Source organism: Mesorhizobium sp. BHbdii (genome assembly GCF_053848045.1).
Genome location: NZ_JBSPKX010000005.1, coordinates 14,950 through 31,620, shown reverse-complemented (window position 1 = coordinate 31,620; position 16,671 = coordinate 14,950). Strand labels below are relative to the sequence as shown.

19 protein-coding genes are annotated in these 16,671 nt (G+C 63.6%); 14 read left to right on the top strand and 5 right to left on the bottom strand.

What is annotated here, in order from left to right:
• Positions 1 to 336 precede the first annotated feature (336 nt).
• The gene (gene secA / locus ACWTU8_RS23555) at positions 337 to 3,069 is read right to left on the bottom strand and encodes a preprotein translocase subunit SecA (RefSeq protein ID WP_455850061.1); all 2,733 of its coding nucleotides are present in this window, start codon (positions 3,067 to 3,069) and stop codon (positions 337 to 339) included.
• Positions 3,070 to 3,320: 251 nt separating this feature from the next.
• Here secA and ACWTU8_RS23550 point away from each other — a divergent pair, with 251 nt between their 5' ends.
• Positions 3,321 to 4,253, top strand: coding sequence for a peptidylprolyl isomerase (locus tag ACWTU8_RS23550; RefSeq protein ID WP_455839981.1), 933 nt, complete (start codon positions 3,321 to 3,323; stop codon positions 4,251 to 4,253).
• A 127-nt stretch (positions 4,254 to 4,380) separates the two neighbouring features.
• Here ACWTU8_RS23550 and ACWTU8_RS23545 read toward each other — a convergent pair whose 3' ends face one another.
• Positions 4,381 to 5,043: a TetR/AcrR family transcriptional regulator gene (locus ACWTU8_RS23545; RefSeq protein WP_455850060.1), complete on the bottom strand. Its 663-nt coding sequence runs from the start codon at positions 5,041 to 5,043 to the stop codon at positions 4,381 to 4,383.
• A 110-nt stretch (positions 5,044 to 5,153) separates the two neighbouring features.
• Here ACWTU8_RS23545 and ACWTU8_RS23540 point away from each other — a divergent pair, with 110 nt between their 5' ends.
• The 6 genes from ACWTU8_RS23540 to ACWTU8_RS23515 all read left to right on the top strand — a co-directional run bounded on the left by ACWTU8_RS23540 (position 5,154) and on the right by ACWTU8_RS23515 (position 8,707).
• Positions 5,154 to 5,384 carry a hypothetical protein gene (locus tag ACWTU8_RS23540; RefSeq protein ID WP_065008468.1) on the top strand — a complete coding sequence of 77 codons (231 nt, stop codon included), beginning with the start codon at positions 5,154 to 5,156 and terminating at the stop codon, positions 5,382 to 5,384.
• A 118-nt stretch (positions 5,385 to 5,502) separates the two neighbouring features.
• A complete protein-coding gene (gene argJ / locus ACWTU8_RS23535; protein ID WP_455850059.1) occupies positions 5,503 to 6,744 on the top strand; it encodes a bifunctional glutamate N-acetyltransferase/amino-acid acetyltransferase ArgJ in 1,242 nt (413 codons plus the stop codon).
• Positions 6,744 to 7,523, top strand: a complete 780-nt coding sequence (locus ACWTU8_RS23530) for a GNAT family N-acetyltransferase (RefSeq protein ID WP_455850058.1) — start codon at positions 6,744 to 6,746, stop codon at positions 7,521 to 7,523. Before argJ ends, ACWTU8_RS23530 begins: the two co-directional genes overlap by 1 nt.
• Complete coding sequence (locus tag ACWTU8_RS23525) at positions 7,520 to 7,942, top strand: (deoxy)nucleoside triphosphate pyrophosphohydrolase (RefSeq protein ID WP_455850057.1); 423 nt, start codon at positions 7,520 to 7,522, stop codon at positions 7,940 to 7,942. Before ACWTU8_RS23530 ends, ACWTU8_RS23525 begins: the two co-directional genes overlap by 4 nt.
• A gap of 115 nt (positions 7,943 to 8,057) precedes the next feature.
• Positions 8,058 to 8,429, top strand: a complete 372-nt coding sequence (locus tag ACWTU8_RS23520) for a hypothetical protein (protein WP_455850056.1) — start codon at positions 8,058 to 8,060, stop codon at positions 8,427 to 8,429.
• A 98-nt stretch (positions 8,430 to 8,527) separates the two neighbouring features.
• A complete protein-coding gene (locus tag ACWTU8_RS23515; protein WP_455850055.1) occupies positions 8,528 to 8,707 on the top strand; it encodes a Flp family type IVb pilin in 180 nt (59 codons plus the stop codon).
• Positions 8,708 to 8,756: 49 nt separating this feature from the next.
• On the opposite strand, the gene ACWTU8_RS23510 is transcribed toward ACWTU8_RS23515, so the two are convergent.
• The gene (locus ACWTU8_RS23510; protein ID WP_455850054.1) at positions 8,757 to 9,629 is read right to left on the bottom strand and encodes a methyltransferase domain-containing protein; all 873 of its coding nucleotides are present in this window, start codon (positions 9,627 to 9,629) and stop codon (positions 8,757 to 8,759) included.
• Between the two features lie 53 nt (positions 9,630 to 9,682).
• Between ACWTU8_RS23510 and ACWTU8_RS23505 the strand changes: the two genes are divergently transcribed.
• From ACWTU8_RS23505 to ACWTU8_RS23485, 5 genes are read left to right on the top strand one after another with little or no spacing between them, the layout of a single operon-like run.
• Positions 9,683 to 10,468 (top strand): ComF family protein, encoded by a 786-nt coding sequence (locus ACWTU8_RS23505; RefSeq protein WP_455850053.1) that lies wholly within the window; start codon positions 9,683 to 9,685, stop codon positions 10,466 to 10,468.
• Positions 10,469 to 10,495: 27 nt separating this feature from the next.
• Positions 10,496 to 10,765 (top strand): glutaredoxin 3, encoded by a 270-nt coding sequence (gene grxC / locus ACWTU8_RS23500; protein WP_455850052.1) that lies wholly within the window; start codon positions 10,496 to 10,498, stop codon positions 10,763 to 10,765.
• Positions 10,766 to 10,775: 10 nt separating this feature from the next.
• Positions 10,776 to 11,657 (top strand): carbon-nitrogen hydrolase family protein, encoded by an 882-nt coding sequence (locus ACWTU8_RS23495; protein ID WP_455850051.1) that lies wholly within the window; start codon positions 10,776 to 10,778, stop codon positions 11,655 to 11,657.
• The gene (locus ACWTU8_RS23490) at positions 11,654 to 12,079 is read left to right on the top strand and encodes a DUF1178 family protein (protein WP_455850050.1); all 426 of its coding nucleotides are present in this window, start codon (positions 11,654 to 11,656) and stop codon (positions 12,077 to 12,079) included. Before ACWTU8_RS23495 ends, ACWTU8_RS23490 begins: the two co-directional genes overlap by 4 nt.
• A gap of 6 nt (positions 12,080 to 12,085) precedes the next feature.
• The gene (locus tag ACWTU8_RS23485; RefSeq protein ID WP_455850049.1) at positions 12,086 to 12,790 is read left to right on the top strand and encodes a hypothetical protein; all 705 of its coding nucleotides are present in this window, start codon (positions 12,086 to 12,088) and stop codon (positions 12,788 to 12,790) included.
• A 41-nt stretch (positions 12,791 to 12,831) separates the two neighbouring features.
• Here the strand turns inward: ACWTU8_RS23485 and ACWTU8_RS23480 are convergent, their stop codons facing one another.
• On the bottom strand, positions 12,832 to 13,317 hold the full coding sequence (locus ACWTU8_RS23480) for a MarR family winged helix-turn-helix transcriptional regulator (RefSeq protein ID WP_455850048.1): 486 nt from the start codon (positions 13,315 to 13,317) through the stop codon (positions 12,832 to 12,834).
• 105 nt (positions 13,318 to 13,422) lie between these two features.
• On the opposite strand from ACWTU8_RS23480, the gene ACWTU8_RS23475 reads away from it, so the two are divergent.
• Positions 13,423 to 14,340: a DMT family transporter gene (locus ACWTU8_RS23475; RefSeq protein ID WP_455850047.1), complete on the top strand. Its 918-nt coding sequence runs from the start codon at positions 13,423 to 13,425 to the stop codon at positions 14,338 to 14,340.
• Between the two features lie 27 nt (positions 14,341 to 14,367).
• Here ACWTU8_RS23475 and ubiG read toward each other — a convergent pair whose 3' ends face one another.
• Positions 14,368 to 15,117 carry a bifunctional 2-polyprenyl-6-hydroxyphenol methylase/3-demethylubiquinol 3-O-methyltransferase UbiG gene (ubiG, locus tag ACWTU8_RS23470; RefSeq protein WP_029348550.1) on the bottom strand — a complete coding sequence of 250 codons (750 nt, stop codon included), beginning with the start codon at positions 15,115 to 15,117 and terminating at the stop codon, positions 14,368 to 14,370.
• 278 nt (positions 15,118 to 15,395) lie between these two features.
• On the opposite strand from ubiG, the gene ACWTU8_RS23465 reads away from it, so the two are divergent.
• Complete coding sequence (locus ACWTU8_RS23465; protein ID WP_455850046.1) at positions 15,396 to 16,649, top strand: aspartate kinase; 1,254 nt, start codon at positions 15,396 to 15,398, stop codon at positions 16,647 to 16,649.
• Positions 16,650 to 16,671 lie beyond the last annotated feature (22 nt).

Genomic DNA, 16,671 nt, shown 5'->3' with positions numbered 1-16,671 from the left:
CCGCTTGGTCCGCCAGACCCACGGCAGGCAGAGTTTCTGGCGCGGACGGGGTGGCGCGGTGACCGTAATCCCGTGTTTGTTTTGGGAGCCCTTGTTCTCTTTGTTCGCTCGCTGCGTCGAACGCGATAATTGACGGCCTGTCAGGATTCCTATGGTTTGTCCTACCAGATGATCGCCAAAAATTGATAATAAACACTTCGGGACAGCACCCCCCTCTGGCCGCCTGATATCTCCCCTCAGGTGGGAGATTGGCTTATCGCGAGCCCCAGCGCCGCCGCTCATGCGCCCCTCGGGCACCTTCTCCCGTATAATGGCGGGGAGAAGAGAAGCGCTCGCTTACGCAAACGCCCCATGACAATGCTTGTATTTCTTGCCTGAGCCACAGGGGCAAGCTTCGTTGCGGCCGACCTTGCCCCAGCTTGCCGGGTTGTTCGGGTCGCGGTTTTCGGGGGCGACGATGGCGTTGGTCTCCTGGCGAACCAGAAGCCCGGTCTCGCCGCCGTTAAAATCGTCCTCGCCGGTAGTGCCGTCGAGATGGCTGCCGAACATGTCGGGCGCCTCGGGCGGCGGCGCTTCGGCGGCCTGGCGGACCAGCTCGACGCGCATCAATTGCGCGGTGACGGCCTGGCGCAGATTGCCCAGCATCGCCTGGAACAGCTCGAACGCCTCGCCCTTGTATTCCTGCAGCGGGTCGCGCTGGGCATAGCCGCGGAAGCCGACGACCGAGCGCAAATGATCGAGGTTTACGATGTGCTCGCGCCACAGATGGTCGAGCGTCTGCAGTACCACTGAGCGCTCGACATAGGTCATCACGTCGGGGCCGAAGCGCTCGGCACGCTCTTTCGCGGCAGTCTCGGCGGCCTGGCTGATGCGCTCGCGGATGTCGTCCTCGGCAATGCCCTCTTCCTTGACCCAGTCCTCGATCGGCAGGTCGAGATTGAGGAATTCGGCGACCTCGGCCTTGAGGCCGGCGACGTTCCACTGCTCGGCATAAGCGTTTTCGGGAATGGCCTTGGCGACGATCTCCTCGATGACGCCCTCGCGCATCTCGGCGATGGTCTCGGACAGGCCTTCACCGTCCATCAGCTCGAGGCGCTGCTCGAACACCACCTTGCGCTGGTCGTTCGAGACGTCGTCATATTTCAGCAGGTTCTTGCGAATGTCGAAATTGCGCGCCTCGACCTTCTTCTGCGCTTTTTCCAGCGCCTTGTTGATCCAGGGGTGGATGATCGCCTCGTCTTCCTTGAGGCCAAGCTTCTGCAGCATGCCGTCCATGCGCTCGGAGCCGAAGATGCGCATCAGATCGTCCTGCAGCGACAGGAAGAATTTTGAGCGGCCGGGATCGCCCTGGCGGCCTGAGCGGCCGCGCAACTGGTTGTCGATGCGGCGCGACTCGTGGCGTTCGGTGGCGAGCACGTAGAGGCCGCCGGCGGCCAGCGCCTTTTCCTTCAGCCGGGCGACGTCGTCGCGGATTGCCTTTTCCCTGGCTTCGCGCTCGGGGCCTTCAGGCATATCGCCAAGCTCCTCGGCGATGCGCATGTCGGCGTTGCCGCCGAGCTGGATGTCGGTGCCGCGGCCGGCCATGTTGGTGGCGATGGTGATGGCACCGGGTTTTCCCGCCTGGGCGACGATCGCCGCCTCACGCTCGTGATGGCGGGCGTTCAGCACCTCGAAATCCGTAAAGCCTTCCTTCCGCAGACGCGCCGCCAGCTGCTCGGATTTCTCGATCGAGGTGGTGCCGACCAGCGTCGGCTGGCCCTTGGCGCGGGCTTCCTTGATCTCCTTGATGATCGCCTTGTATTTCTCCTCGACGGTCCGGTAGACCTCGTCGTCTTCGTCAATGCGGATCACCGGCAGATTCGTCGGGATCTCGGTGACCTCGAGATTGTAGATGTTGCCAAATTCCTCGGCCTCGGTCAGCGCCGTGCCGGTCATGCCGGCGAGCTTCTTGTAGAGGCGGAAATAGTTCTGGAAGGTGACGGAGGCGAGCGTCTGGTTCTCCGGCTGGATCGCCACATGCTCCTTGGCCTCGAGCGCCTGGTGCAGCCCTTCCGAATAGCGGCGGCCCGGCATCATGCGGCCGGTGAATTCGTCGATGATGACGATCTCGCCGTTGCGCACGATATAGTCCTTGTCCTTTTGGAACAGCTGGTGCGCCTTCAGCGCATTGTTGACGTGATGGACGATGGCGACGTTCTCGACGTCGTAGAGCGACTCGCCCTTGAGCAGGCCGGCGTCGCGCAGCAGGTTTTCGAGCTTCTCGGTGCCCTCCTCGGTGAAGATCGAGGTCTTCTGCTTCTCGTCGATCTCATAGTCGGCCGGGCCGAGCTTCAGCATGAAGGCGTCGATGGTGTTGTACATTTCCGAGCGGTCCTCGAGCGGACCGGAAATGATCAGCGGCGTGCGCGCCTCGTCGACCAGGATGGAATCGACCTCGTCGACGATCGCGTAGCTGTGGCCGCGCTGCACCATCTGGGCGCGCTCGAATTTCATGTTGTCGCGCAGATAGTCGAAGCCGAGCTCGTTGTTGGTGGCGTAGGTGACGTCGGCGGCGTAGGCAGCATGGCGTTCCTCGTCGGACAGGCCATGAACGATGACGCCTACGGTAAGGCCGAGGAATTTGTAGACGCGGCCCATCCATTCGGAGTCGCGTTTGGCAAGATAGTCGTTGACGGTGACGACATGGACGCCCTTGCCGGCGAGCGCGTTGAGATAGACCGGCAGCGTGGCGACCAGCGTCTTGCCCTCGCCGGTGCGCATCTCGGCGATGCCGCCATTGTGCAGCACCATGCCGCCGATCAGCTGGACGTCGAACGGGCGCATGCCGAGCACGCGGCGCGCCGCCTCGCGCACGGTGGCGAAGGCCGGCACCAGGAGATCATCGAGGCTGGCGCCGTTGGCGACGTCCTGGCGGAATTTTTCCGTGCGGGCCGCCAGCTCGGCGTCGGAGAGCGCCCGCATCTCGTTTTCCATGGCATTGATCGCTTCGACGCGCGGTCGGGTCGACTTGACCCGACGATCGTTGGAGGAGCCGAAAACCTTACGGGCGAGACCGCCAAAACTGACCATTCAATGGTCCTTTCAATAGCATTCCAAGTCGTTGCGACGGGTGCCGACGGTCCCATCAAATCCACGTGAAACGCGGACAAACGCAAAAAGCGCCCGGAAAACGGTTCTGGACGCAAAGTCGTTGGACAGATAAGAGGGGGCTCAATCGATGTCAACGGCGCGCTCGCCCTGTCGACCGTGCCAAATTCCGCCACAATCTGGCTGGTCTGGAAGCCATCCCGCTCTAGCTATCCCCCATTGGAGTTAATCGTATGTCCTTATTGTTCCGCCGCGCGTCGCTCGCCAGCCTCGGCCTGGCATTCGGGCTGTCGGCCCTGTCGCTATCGCCGCTGATGGCGCAGGACACCGCCCCCGCCCAACCAGCCCCGGCCCAACCGGCCGCCCCCGCCCAACCGGCCGCGCCGGTCGATCCGAACGCCGTGGTCGCCACGATCAACGGCCAGACGCTGACCGAGGCAGACCTTGCCCTTGCCGAAGGCGAGCTGTCACAGCAGTTCGCGCAGATGCCGCCCGAACAGCGCCGCGCCGCAGCACTTTCGGCGGCGATCGAAATCAAGGTCATGGCTGCCCAGGCGGTCACCACCGGCCTCGATAAGGATCCCGACTTCCAGCGCCGCATGGCATTCCTGCAGCAGCGCGCCCTGCATGGCGAAATGGTCGAGAAGGATGTCGTCGGCAAGGTCACGGATGCCGAAATTCGCGCCCGCTACGATCAGGAAATCGCCAACACGCCGCCGACCAACGAGGTGCATGCCCGTCACATCCTCGTGAAGACGAAGGAAGAGGCCGATACGATCATCAAGCAGCTCGACGGCGGCGCCGATTTCCAGAAACTCGCCAACGAGCACACCAGCGATCCGAGCGGCAAGACCAGCGGCGGCGATCTCGGCTGGTTCGGACCCGGCCAGATGGTGCCGGAGTTCGACAAGGCGGTCTTCGCGCTGGCGGTGGGCAAATACACCGAGCAGCCGGTGCAGTCGCAGTTCGGCTGGCACGTCATCCAGGTCGAGGACAAGCGCGCCAAGCAGCCGCCGGCCTTCGACCAGGTCAAGGACCAGGCCCGCCAGGCGGTTATCCGCGACAAGTACATCGCGCTGGTCAAGTCGCTGCGCGCCGAGGCCAAGGTCGAGATCCCGGACGAGAAGCTGAAGAAGACGGTCGACGCGCTGGAAAACACCAAGTAGGCCAGCCCGCCACGGCAGATGATGGAGACGATCAATTGTTGGCGCCGGCGCCGCGCCCCGATAATTGTGCCTCTGATGGTCTCCATCACGACAGGGCGTGGGTTTTGCTCTGCCGCCCCTGTCGCTTCTACCTGGTGGTGCGACCGATGACGCGTCGACGCCTCCGCCGGACCGCCGCGGCGTTGACCGAGCCGGCATCGTCGGCGGCTATGCCCTTCAACACATAGCCAACCGCCCTGCGCAGCGTCGCTTCGTCTTCGTCGAGGCGATTGGTCAAAAGATGCGTCCAGGCAAAGGAGGCGACCAGGTCGGCGACGAGCGTGGAATCGACGTCGGCCGCCACTTCGCCTCTTGCCTTGGCGCGTTCGATCATCTGCGCGGTATGGGCATGGCGTCCTTTCGTGTATTCGACAAGCACGGCGGCGACGGTCGCATCCGACTGCGCCTCGGCGATCAGCGATCTGAAGACGCTGCCTGAGGACGTTCCATGCCAGTGCGAGAACAGGTTCTTCAGGAAGCCGACGAGATCATCCTCGAGGTTTCCGGTATCGGGGTTGTCGACGCGCTTTAGCCGCTGATAGACGTCGAAGAGCAAAGCGGCCTTGCTCGGCCACCAGCGATAGATCGTAGGCTTTCCAGCACGCGCCCGCCGCGCCACCGCTTCGATCGAGAAGCCGGAATAACCGGCCTCGACCAGCACCGCCTCGGCGGCGTCGAGAATGGCGTCGGCGCTGTCGGGGTTGCGCCGCGCGCCAATTGATTTGCGGGCCTGATCTGCGTCCTCACCCATCTGCTTTTCCTTATCGGCAGGTTTCCTCAGCATGCATATACGACCTCTTGACGAAACGGAACGGCCCGTTTTATATAACGGAACGTTTCGTAACGATAAGGAGAGAGCCAATGACCTCGACCGCCGCCCGCTTCTCGCGCCTCCGCTTTGCGCTGCTGGTGCTTGCCGGCGTCTATCCACTGATCACCGCCATCCTCTATGTCGTGTTCCCGCTGACCGAACAGTGGGAGATCTGGCAGCGCACGCTGGTCATCGCCCCGCTGATGGTCGCGATCATGATCTGGGGCCTCATTCCGGGCGTGCAGAAGATGTTCCGGAGGTTCCTCAATCCTGCCCAATGACGCAAGCGTGCTGCCGGCAGTTGGTGTCGTCCGCAACGGTCGGGAAAACGCCCTTGCACCGGCGCCCGCTATCGGGCAAACCGGCGTTCCCCTTGCGATTTTCCCGCCCGAGGTCTTCATGTCAGCCACCATTTCGCCGCTCGCGCCGAAGAAGTATCCCAAAATGCCTGACATCGAGGGCGTCCGCATCGCCACCGCCGAGGCCGGGATAAAGTACAAGAACCGCACAGACCTGCTGACCATGGTCTTCGATGCCGGCACCACGGTCGCCGGCGTGTTCACCAAGTCGAAATGCCCGTCGGCGCCGGTCGATTTCTGCCGGCAGAATCTCGGGCAGGGCAGGGCGCGCGTCCTGGTCGTCAATTCCGGCAATGCCAACGCCTTCACCGGCAGCAAGGGCCGAGCCTCCACGGCAATGACCGGCGAGGCTGCAGCCAAGGCTGCGGGCTGCACGCCGGACGAGGTGTTTCTGGCCTCGACCGGCGTCATCGGCGAGCCGCTGGATGCCGGCAAGTTCAGCCATCTGCTCGCCGGACTGGTCAAGGACGGCAGGCCGGACCTGTGGACCGAAGCCGCCAAGGCGATCATGACCACGGACACCTATCCGAAACTGGCGACCGCGACGGTAAAACTCGGCGACGCCGACGTCACCATCAACGGTATTGCCAAGGGCGCCGGCATGATCGCGCCCGACATGGCGACGATGCTCTCCTTCATCGCCACCGATGCGCCGATCGCAGCCCCCGTGCTGCAGGATCTTTTGTCACGCGGCACGGCCAAGACCTTCAATGCGGTCACCGTCGACAGCGACACCTCGACCAGTGACACGCTGCTGATCTTCGCCACCGGCACCGCGTCCAGGCGCGGCGCGCCTGACATCACCGATGCCGGGGATGCGCGCCTCGGCGCCTTCCGCCGCGCGCTCGCCAAGGTGTTGAAATCGCTGGCGCTGCAAGTGGTGCGCGACGGCGAGGGCGCCCGCAAGCAGGTCGAGATCACCGTCACCGGTGCGAAATCGGCCCGCTCGGCCAAGCGCATCGCGCTGTCGATCGCCAATTCGCCGCTGGTCAAGACGGCGGTCGCCGGCGAGGATGCCAATTGGGGTCGCGTCGTCATGGCCATCGGCAAGGCCGGCGAACCGGCCGACCGCGACCTTCTGTCGATCTGGTTCGGCGATATCAGGCTGGCGCATGAGGGCGAGCGCGACGCCGCCTACTCCGAAGAGGCGACATCGGCCTACATGAAGCGCGACGAGATCCGCATCCATGCCGATATCGGTATCGGCCGCGGCAAGGCGACGGTGTGGACTTGCGACCTTACCAAAGAGTATGTCGCCATCAACGGCGATTATCGGAGCTGATGGCGTTGGTTTCCAGACATCCGGCAAGCGTGCTTGCCATCGTGCGCCGCTACGAGGCGGCCGGCTTTCGCGCCTGGCCGGCGGCGGCGGTCCACTATGACGGCACCTGGGTGGTGCGGCTGACGGCGGGTCATCCGGCCAAGCGGCTGAATTCGGTCAATCCGCTCGATCCGGGCGACATCCAGCACATTGCCGAGCGCATCGGCCGCGCCAGCCGCCGTTTCGACGCCTATGGCCGGCCGCTGACCTTCCGCATATCGCCGCTGTCGGGGCCGGTCCTTTCCAAACATCTCGACAGCGAAGGCTGGAGCACATTCGACGAATCGCTGGTGATGCGGCTGCCGCTGGCAGACGCCCAGCTCGATGCCGCGATGGACCAGATTCCGCTGAAGGACATCAGCCGCTTCATCGGCGCGTCGCTCAAGGTAAGCGGCTCGGATGTGTCGCTGCGGCCGGGCCTGTCGGAGATCATCGGCGCCATCCAGCCGGAAGCCGGGCTGTTCGCGCTCGAAAAGGGCACCGAACCGCTGGCGACGCTGATCTGCGTCCACGATGGCGATCTTGCCGGGCTGTTCGAGATCGCCACCGACAGATCGGTACGCAACCAGGGCCATGGCCGCCACCTCATCCTGTCGGCGCTGAAATGGGCCCGGCTGCGCGGCGCCCGGGAAGCCTGGCTGCAGGTCGAGGCCGACAATGCGCCGGCGCTGGCGCTTTATCGTTCGCTCGGGTTCGACGAAGTCTATCGTTACCATTATCGCCGGCCGCCAGGCGCATGACCGGCCCAAGCCCTGTCGGCAAGCGCCTGCTCCTGGTCGCAGCCTGCGCGCTGGTCGATAGCGACGGCCGCGTGCTGCTGGCGCAGCGGCCGGAAGGCAAGCAGCTCGCCGGCCTGTGGGAGTTTCCGGGCGGCAAAGTCGAGCCCGGCGAGACGCCGGAAGAATGCCTCATCCGGGAGTTGTACGAGGAGATCGGCATCGAAACCGATATTCCCTGCCTGGCGCCGTTCACCTTCGCCAGCCATTCCTACGATGATTTTCACCTGCTGATGCCGCTGTTCGTCTGCCGTCGCTTCCGCGGCATCGCGCAGCCGAAGGAAGGGCAGGTGCTGAAATGGGTGCGGCCGCGCCAGATGCGCGATTTTCCGATGCCGCCGGCCGACGCGCCGCTGATCCAGTTCCTCATCGATCTTCTGTGATTGTGCCGTCACTGCCCGAGTTAGACAGCGTTAATGGAAGATTTATCCCGCTGTGGAAAATTGAGGCGTGGACATTGAAGGGAAGGCCGTGTTCAGGCCTTCGGAGGGCGGTTGCATGAGCCTCGACAGGGACTGGGATTCGATCCGACCCGACCGCAGCTTTAGCGCTGTCCATGCCGGCATGGGCATATTGCGGATCACGCTGCTGTTCGGCTCGGCCGCGGTGGCGCTGGCCTTGATCGCGACGCCCTTGCTCGACAGCCGGGCGCGAATGCAGTCCGCCCGCGACCATTTTGCCGGCGGCCTCGATGGAATGAGCACAGGATCGATTGGGAGCCCAGGATCGGTCGGGAGCACAGGCTCGATTGGAAACACGGGCTCGATCGGCCATCGTGGGACCTACACGCTGCGCAGGAGCGTGCTGCAGCCGCTGCCCAGTTCGGTCTGCGTGATACGCGACAATGGCAAGCGCAGCGGCGACTGCTGAGATGGTTTAGAGCAGCCGTTTCACCGCCTGTTAAGCCTGTGCCATTAACCTTTCTTAACAGGTCGGCGCTAGGGTTTCGGCAAGCGGGATCGACGGCCATGAAAATATTGCTGCAACGATTTTGGGAAGACGAGACCGGCGCGACGGCCATCGAATATGGGCTGATCGTGACCGTGCTGTCGCTTACCATCATAGGCGGCATCGGCCAGGCGGCTGACGCAATGGCGTGGCTGTTCAGCGACAATTCCAGCAGGCTTGTGAACGCTTTCGCGCAGTGATCGCGACCGGCCACCAGCATCCATAAAAGTCCGGTCGACAGAAATCCGGTCAACGCCCGCTGGGATTTTCCAGTATCGTCTTCAGCGATATTTTCGCCGAGCCCGGCTTCAGCGGTTTTTGCTGCGAGGCGTCGGGCGCCCAGCCTGACATCCAGACGATCGGAAAACTCGCCCTGATGCGACCATCGGCATCCGAAAACCGCTCGGCGTAGATTTCGGCGACGCGGGCAAACAGCCTTCGTGTGCCCGGTCGCCTGCTGCGGTCGATGAGCGCGCTGGTTTCGCCCATCGCCCGCAGGTCCGCCATCAGACCGAACAGGGAATCGTAGCGCACCGTCACCGTCTCGACATCGGCGACGGGCAAGGCCAGGCCGGCGCGTTGCAAAAGTGCGCCGGCGTCGCGCACGTCGGTGAACGGGATGACGCGCGGGCTGGCCCCGCCGTAAAGCTCGGTCTCGGCGGCGAGCAGGCTTTCGCGCAGCTCGGAAAGCGTACCGGAGCCGGCAAAAGCGCCGAGGAAAAGACCATCCGGCTTCAGCGCGCGGCGGATCTGCACCAGCATGCCGGGAATGTCGTTCATTGCCTGAAGGGACAAAAGAGACACGGCGAGGTCGAGGCTTTCCGGCTCGAACGGCACGGTCTCCAGCGGCGCCACCAGTCCGGTGGCATCGCCCAGGAACATAGCGTCCGCCTCCACGCGTATGATGTCCGTAACCTTGCCGCTTGTCGCGAGCACGTCGACCGCCGCCGGCGTCTGGCAAAACAGCACGGCCGCTCTGTCGAATTTGCGCTCGACGGCGCCCAGCCGCTCGGCAAGCTCCTCGGCCGCCCGCCGCATCAGGAAATCCGCGCCGGCAGTCGGTCGGGCGAACGCCCGGCGCTTGTGCGCCAGCCAGAGAGAAGTGTCTACTATAGGTTGCAACTGACGGTTCCTGGTTTCCGCTCTCTGATATAGGGTGGCGGAGGAGCAACCACGTGGCCGATCCAATGCCAGATATCAAGAGTATCGCTCGAAAGGCATTGGGCTGGCCGGCGCGCATCCTGTTTCCGCCGGTTTGCGCCGGCTGTCGACGGCATGTCTCGCAGCCCGGCGTACTGTGCGGCGCCTGCTGGCCGAAGCTCAGGCTCCTGGAGCGGCCATGGTGCCCGGTGATGGGCACGCCGTTCATCCATCACATGGGCGAGGGGTTCCTGTCGGCCGAGGCGATCGCCGACCCGCCTCCGTTCGAGCGCGCGCGGGCCGCGGTCGCTTACTCCGGTGTCGCCCGCCAGATGGTGCAAGGGTTGAAATACCAGGATCGCACCGACCTCGCGCCGTGGATGGCGCGCTGGATGCTGCGCGCCGGTGCCGAACTGATCGCGGAAGCCGATGTGGTCGTGCCGGTGCCGCTGCACTGGCGGCGTTTTTTCAAGCGCCAGTTCAACCAGTCGGCGGAACTGGCAAGGGCGGTATCGCAACTTGGCGGCTTGCATTTTGCGCCCTCCGCTGTCAGGCGCGTCAAACTCACCCGCCAGCAGGTCGGGCTGGAGCGGCGGGAACGCGAGGAGAATGTGCGTGCCGCATTCAGAGTGCCCGAGGAGGCCGAGATCGAGATCGCCGGCCGCCGGGTGCTCTTGATCGACGATGTCTATACCACCGGCGCCACCGTCCGCGCGGTCGCCAAGGCGCTGAAGAAGGGCGGTGCTGGGACCGTCGACGTGCTGACCTTTGCGCGCGTGCTGCCGGGGGACTTTCGGGCCGACGAGTCCGCGACTATATAGATTGGAGAAAGGCAGGATTGCTGACCGATGGTCGATGTGACGATCTATACACGGATGATGTGCGGCTATTGCGTGGCGGCCAAGCGGCTGCTCGAGCGCAAGGGCGTTGCCTACACCGAGCACGACGCGTCCTTCTCGCCGGAACTGCGCCGAGAAATGATTTCCCGCGCGAATGGCCGCTCGACCTTTCCGCAGATATTCATCGGCGACACGCATGTCGGCGGCTGCGACGATCTCCATGAACTGGAGGCGGAGGGCCGGCTGGACCGTCTGCTCGCCAATGTCTCGACGAATTAAGGATGTGACGATGGGTGCTTTCAAGGCAGCGGCGATTCAGATGCGTTCGGGCACCAGCCCCGAGCGCAATGCGGTCGATCTGGCGCGGCTGGTGCGCGAGGCCGCGGGCCAGGGTGCGACCTATATCCAGTCCCCGGAAATGACCGGTGCGCTGATCCGCGACAGCCAAGCGCGGGCCGCCTCCTTCACTTCCGAGGACAAGGACATCATCGTCTCGACCTCGCGCAAGCTGGCGAAAGAATTTGGCGTCTTCCTGCATATCGGCTCGACCGCCATCCTGCGCGCCGACGGCAAGCTCGCCAACCGCGCGCTTCTGTTCGGACCGGATGGCGCGACGATTGCCACCTACGACAAGATCCACATGTTCGACGTCGATCTCGACAACGGCGAAAGCTGGCGCGAATCCGCCGCCTACGAGCCGGGCACCCAGGCCGTTGTCACTGAGATCAGCGGCGCCGGGACCGATGGTGCGAGGCTGGGTTTCGCCGTCTGCTACGATCTGCGCTTTCCGCAGCTCTTCCGCGCCGAGGCGCTGGCCGGCGCCGACCTGCTTTCGGTGCCCGCCGCCTTCACCCGCCAGACCGGCGAGGCGCACTGGCATGTGCTGCTGCGGGCGCGCGCCATCGAGAACGGCGCCTATGTCGTTGCCGCGGCGCAAGGCGGACTGCACGAGGACGGCCGCGAGACCTATGGCCATTCGCTGATCGTCGATCCCTGGGGCCGCATCGTCGCGGAAGCGGCACATGACGAGCCGGCGGTGATCATCGCCGAGATCGACCCGGCGCAGTCGGCCGCCGCGCGCAAGAAGATCCCAAACCTGAAAAATGCGCGGGATTTTGCCGTAAACGGCGGACAGGCTGAGGCATTGCCACTCAGGGGTGCAGCATCTTGATCCGGTTTTCTCTGATCTGCGAGCACGAGCACGAATTCGAGGGCTGGTTTCGCAGCAACGACGATTTCGACACCCAGAAGAAGCGTCGCTTCGTCGATTGCCCGACCTGCGGCTCGCACAAGGTTGAGAAGGCGTTGATGGCGCCGGCCGTCTCCACCGGTCGCAAGCAAGAGAAGATCGCACTAGCCATGGGCGAGGCCCAGAAGCAGGCGCTGGCGCAATTAAAGGCGATGGCCGAGAAGGTGCGCGAGAACGCCGACTATGTCGGCGACAAGTTTGCCGAGGAAGCGCGCAAGATCCATTTCGGCGAGAGCGATCCGCGCGGCATCTATGGCGAGGCGACGCTGGAGGAGGCGAAGAGTCTGGCCGAGGAAGGCGTTGAATTCATGCCGATTCCAAGCTTCCCGGACGAGCGGAACTGAGTGCCCGTGACCACGTCGCGTCGGCGCGGGAAGCCTGAACGGCGACCTTTTTCAATCGTGTGGCAGGACACTCTCAATTGGCTGGCCATGAAGGCGAGCGCCAAGCATACGATCAGCGGAATGGTGATCGTTTTTAGCAAACACAAAGGCAGTGAAGCTACGGACAAGGTTGCTGCAGCACTTCAACTGATAAGCGATTTCGATCCTGTTCGCTACAGACGCGTGGTCCAGGATATCAAGCGGATCTGGATTACGACTAATACCGGTGCCGCCGGCCAGTTCGTCAATTCGACGTCGACTTGTGAGCTCGATGAACGATTTGTTCTGGGCGAGCACACGACGACCGAGCAGATCGCCGGTGCTATCGTGCATGAAGCCACGCATGCGCGCCTCCATCAAGGGGGCATTGGCTACGAGCAGGAATTGCGCGACCGGGTGGAACAGGTCTGTATGGAACGTGAACTGGCCTTCGCAGCGAAACTGCCGAATGGAGAGAGTATTTGCCGATTGGTCGAAGCCAGACAGGATCGGCCAGTTGACTATTCCAACGCAGCACTCAAAGCCCGGGAGATCGCTGGCGCCCGGGATGCCTTGCTCCATCTCGATGCCCCGGCTTGGCTTGCGGGCATCATCGTCTCTTTCGCGCGATGGCGACATCGGAGGATCTTAGGGCGGCAAGATGGCAAAAGGGCTTCCGATCAGCCGAATTGATTCCTCCTTTTCCGTCGCTGGTCTCTGACTGTGCCCGCTGTTCAGCCCACGCTTCCTATCAATTTTTCGAGCAGCCGGGAGAGCGTGTCCTGCTCCTGGCGCGTCAGACCGGAAAGGATCTCGTGCTCGTTGGCGACGTGGGCGGCGACCGCCTCATCGACCAATGCGAGACCTTTTCCGGTCAGCTGCACGACGATCCCGCGCCGATCGTTGGGGTGCGGACCGCGCAGGATCAAGCCGGCCTTCTCCAGCCGATCGAGCCGGTTGGTCATGGCGCCCGACGTCACCATCGTCGCTTCATAGAGGGCAGTTGGCGTCAGCGCGTAAGGCGACCCGGAACGGCGCAGCGTCGCCAGCACATCGAATTCCCCGGATTGCAGTCCGAAGCGGGCAAACAGCGGAGCGAGGCGTTCTCGTGCAATCAGCGACGAGGCTTCGTTCAACCGTCCAAGCACGGCCATCGGAGAAACATCCAGATCCGGCCGTTCTTTCTTCCACTGCTCGATGGCTTTCGCGGCGCGATCCATCTATCTCACCGTTAAATATCTTGACGTTAAGAATCTTTCCATTATCTTATCTCAAGACACATTGCTGGCCAAGAGCTGCAAAGACAATAAGGTGCAAGGTTCGCTATGAAATTTCTCTGGGATTCAGCGCCCGGCCTTTTGGTCGTCACCGGCGGCCTGCTCGGCCTGACGCTGCCGTTCGGCAAGATCGCCACGGCGGCCGGCGTTTCGGCTATGGTCTGGGCCCTCGTTATCTCGCTCGGCGCCGGCGGTGTGCTTTTGTGCGCCCTGCTTCTGCGCGGGCAACGCATCCGGCTCACCCCGCCCAGGCTGCGTTACTTCGTCGTCACCGCGGCGGTGTCCTATGCATTCCCCAATCTCTTGATGTTCTCGGCCATTCCGCATCTCGGCGCCGGCTATACCGGTATCATGTTCACACTGTCGCCAGTGGTTACCCTGGTGTTTTCGATCCTGCTCGGCGTTCGGCGCCCCAATCTGCTTGGTGTCGTCGGCATTGCCGTCGGCTTCCTTGGTGCGGTGATGGTGGCGGGGACGCGCGGCGAGGCCGGCCAGCCGGCCGAATTTTTCTGGGTGGCGGTGGGGCTGCTCATCCCGGTCAGCCTTGCCGCCGGCAACATCTACCGCACGGTCGACTGGCCGGAAGGGACCGGACCGATCGAGCTTGCCGTCGGCAGCCATCTGGCATCGGCTGCGCTGCTTCTTTGCGGTATCTTCACGCTGCAGGGCGGCGGTTCGCTCGCCCTGGTCGGCGGCGTGCCAATGGTGGTCGTCGGGCAGGTCGCGTCAGCCGCGGCGATGTTCGTCTTCTTCTTCCGGCTGCAGGCGGTCGGCGGCCCGGTCTATCTCAGCCAGATCGGTTATGTCGCGGCTGCGGTCGGATTGTTTGCCGGCACTATGTTTCTCGGCGAGCACTATCGATTGCTGACCTGGGCGGGTGCTGCCATCATCATCGCCGGCGTGTTCATCACCACCAAAGCGCAAAGCCAGATCACCACAAAGGCGGGTGAGAAGGTGGCGGCGTGAGAAGGTTCAGACGTTTGGTGAGAAAGTTCAGGCGGGTGCCTTCTCCGCCAGCACCATGTAGTTGACGTCCATATCCTTCGACCGCTGCCAGCGGTCGGCGAGCGGATTGTAGGTGACGCCGGTGCGGTCGATGATGGTCAGGCCAGCGCCGGTCAGCGCCTTTTCCAGCTCGTCTGGCCGCACCAGCTTGCCGAACTGGTGGGTGCCGCGCGGCAACCAGCGCAGCACATATTCGGCGCCGATAATGGCCAGGCCCAGGGCCTTCAGTGTGCGGTTGATGGTGGCGACGAACATGATGCCGCCGGGCTTAAGCATGTCGCCGCATTTGGCCACGAACAGGTCGATGTCGGCAACATGCTCGACCACTTCCATGTTGAGGATGACGTCGAATTTCTCGCCGGCGTCAGCCAGATCCTCCGCCGTCGTGGCACGGTAATCCACCGTCACGCCGACCTCCGCCGCATGCAGCTTGGCCACTTCGATGTTGGTGGCCGATGCGTCGGCGCCGACCACTTCGGCGCCAAGCCGCGCCATCGGCTCGCACAACAGCCCGCCGCCGCAGCCGATGTCGAGGAAGCGCAGGCCCTCGAACGGCCGCGCCGCACGCGGGTCGCGGCCGAAGCGCGCCGCCACCTGGTCGCGTATATAGGCAAGCCGGATCGGATTGAACTTGTGCAGCGGGCGGAATTTGCCGTTCGGATTCCACCATTCGGCGGCAAGGGCGGAAAAGCGCTCCACTTCTCCGGCATCGATCGTCGATCGTCGGGGTTCTGGCATCGTGTGGTCTCCTCGAACGTTAGGAAGTCGGTCGAGAGCCAGCGAATGTCAAGGCAGCAAATTTCGACTGTTGCCCGTTGCGCCTATGCGACAGGTATGCGGGTACGCGCGTTTCGCTCGTGTGTCGCCTTCGTCGCCCAGGGCAAGCGGCGGCACGCCTTGCGAAACCCGTAGCATTTGGCTAAGGAGGCCGCCAATTCGGCGACCGGCCCAGGCGGGCGCTCCCTTTCCGTTATTCGGCCGCCGGTCCGGCACCCAGTCAAAGGCATTTCGCTTCCATGGCGCGCATCGTGATGAAATTCGGCGGAACCTCCGTCGCCGACATCGCCCGAATCCGCAATGTGGCGCGCCATGTCAAACGCGAGGTCGATGCCGGCCATGAGGTTGCGGTGGTCGTCTCGGCGATGGCCGGCAAGACCAACGAGCTCGTGCAGTGGACGCGCGAAGCCTCACCCATGCACGATGCGCGCGAATATGACGTCGTCGTCGCCTCCGGCGAGCAGGTGACCGCCGGCCTGCTGGCGATCGCGCTGCAGAATATGGGCGTCCATGCCCGCTCCTGGCAAGGCTGGCAGATCCCGATCAAGACCGACAATGCGCATGGCGCGGCGCGCATTCTCGACATCGACGGCGCGTTCCTGATCAAGCGCTTCGGCGAGGGCCAGGTGGCGGTGGTCGCCGGCTTCCAGGGCATCGGCCCGGACAATCGCATCGCCACGCTCGGCCGCGGCGGTTCCGACACCAGTGCTGTCGCCATCGCGGCGGCGGTCAAGGCCGACCGCTGCGACATCTACACCGATGTCGATGGGGTCTACACCACAGACCCGCGCATCGAGCCGAAAGCGCGGCGGCTGGCCAAGATTTCCTTCGAGGAAATGCTTGAAATGGCCTCTCTCGGCGCCAAGGTCCTGCAGGTACGCTCGGTCGAGCTTGCCATGGTGCACAGGGTGCGTACTTTCGTGCGGTCGTCCTTCGACGATCCCGACGCGCCCGGAATGGGGGATTTGCTCAATCCGCCCGGAACGCTTATTTGCGACGAGGAAGAGATCGTGGAACAGCAGGTCGTCACCGGAATTGCCTATGCCAAGGACGAAGCGCAGATTTCATTGCGCCGTGTCGGCGATCGGCCGGGCGTTGCCGCCGGCATTTTCGGGCCGCTGGCCGGGGCCAACATCAATGTCGACATGATCGTCCAGAACATTTCCGAGGACGGCAAGTTCACCGACATGACCTTCACCGTGCCGTCCGGCGATGTCGACAAGGCGCTTGCCGTGCTCGAGCGGCTGAAGACCACGATCGGCTACGACGTCGTGCAGTCGGAAGCCGGCATGTCGAAGGTCTCGGTCATCGGCATCGGCATGAGGAGCCATGCGGGCGTCGCCGCCACCGCTTTCAAGGCGCTGGCCGACAAGGCGATCAACATCCGTGCGATCACCACCTCCGAGATCAAAATTTCGATCCTGATCGACGGTCCCTACACCGAACTTGCGGTTCGCACTTTGCATTCCGTCTACGGTCTGGATAAGCAGTAGCAGACTGCATCGGCCCGAGAAT

What these genes read in the sequence shown, in the direction of transcription:
- secA (WP_455850061.1), bottom strand. Translation starts at nt 3,069, where the DNA reads ATGGTCAGTTTTGGCGGTCTCGCCCGTAAGGTTTTCGGCTCCTCCAAC.
- ACWTU8_RS23550 (WP_455839981.1), top strand. Translation starts at nt 3,321, where the DNA reads ATGTCCTTATTGTTCCGCCGCGCGTCGCTCGCCAGCCTCGGCCTGGCA.
- ACWTU8_RS23545 (WP_455850060.1), bottom strand. Translation starts at nt 5,043, where the DNA reads ATGGGTGAGGACGCAGATCAGGCCCGCAAATCAATTGGCGCGCGGCGC.
- ACWTU8_RS23540 (WP_065008468.1), top strand. Translation starts at nt 5,154, where the DNA reads ATGACCTCGACCGCCGCCCGCTTCTCGCGCCTCCGCTTTGCGCTGCTG.
- argJ (WP_455850059.1), top strand. Translation starts at nt 5,503, where the DNA reads ATGTCAGCCACCATTTCGCCGCTCGCGCCGAAGAAGTATCCCAAAATG.
- ACWTU8_RS23530 (WP_455850058.1), top strand. Translation starts at nt 6,744, where the DNA reads ATGGCGTTGGTTTCCAGACATCCGGCAAGCGTGCTTGCCATCGTGCGC.
- ACWTU8_RS23525 (WP_455850057.1), top strand. Translation starts at nt 7,520, where the DNA reads ATGACCGGCCCAAGCCCTGTCGGCAAGCGCCTGCTCCTGGTCGCAGCC.
- ACWTU8_RS23520 (WP_455850056.1), top strand. Translation starts at nt 8,058, where the DNA reads ATGAGCCTCGACAGGGACTGGGATTCGATCCGACCCGACCGCAGCTTT.
- ACWTU8_RS23515 (WP_455850055.1), top strand. Translation starts at nt 8,528, where the DNA reads ATGAAAATATTGCTGCAACGATTTTGGGAAGACGAGACCGGCGCGACG.
- grxC (WP_455850052.1), top strand. Translation starts at nt 10,496, where the DNA reads ATGGTCGATGTGACGATCTATACACGGATGATGTGCGGCTATTGCGTG.
- ACWTU8_RS23495 (WP_455850051.1), top strand. Translation starts at nt 10,776, where the DNA reads ATGGGTGCTTTCAAGGCAGCGGCGATTCAGATGCGTTCGGGCACCAGC.
- ACWTU8_RS23480 (WP_455850048.1), bottom strand. Translation starts at nt 13,317, where the DNA reads ATGGATCGCGCCGCGAAAGCCATCGAGCAGTGGAAGAAAGAACGGCCG.
- ACWTU8_RS23475 (WP_455850047.1), top strand. Translation starts at nt 13,423, where the DNA reads ATGAAATTTCTCTGGGATTCAGCGCCCGGCCTTTTGGTCGTCACCGGC.
- ubiG (WP_029348550.1), bottom strand. Translation starts at nt 15,117, where the DNA reads ATGCCAGAACCCCGACGATCGACGATCGATGCCGGAGAAGTGGAGCGC.
- ACWTU8_RS23465 (WP_455850046.1), top strand. Translation starts at nt 15,396, where the DNA reads ATGGCGCGCATCGTGATGAAATTCGGCGGAACCTCCGTCGCCGACATC.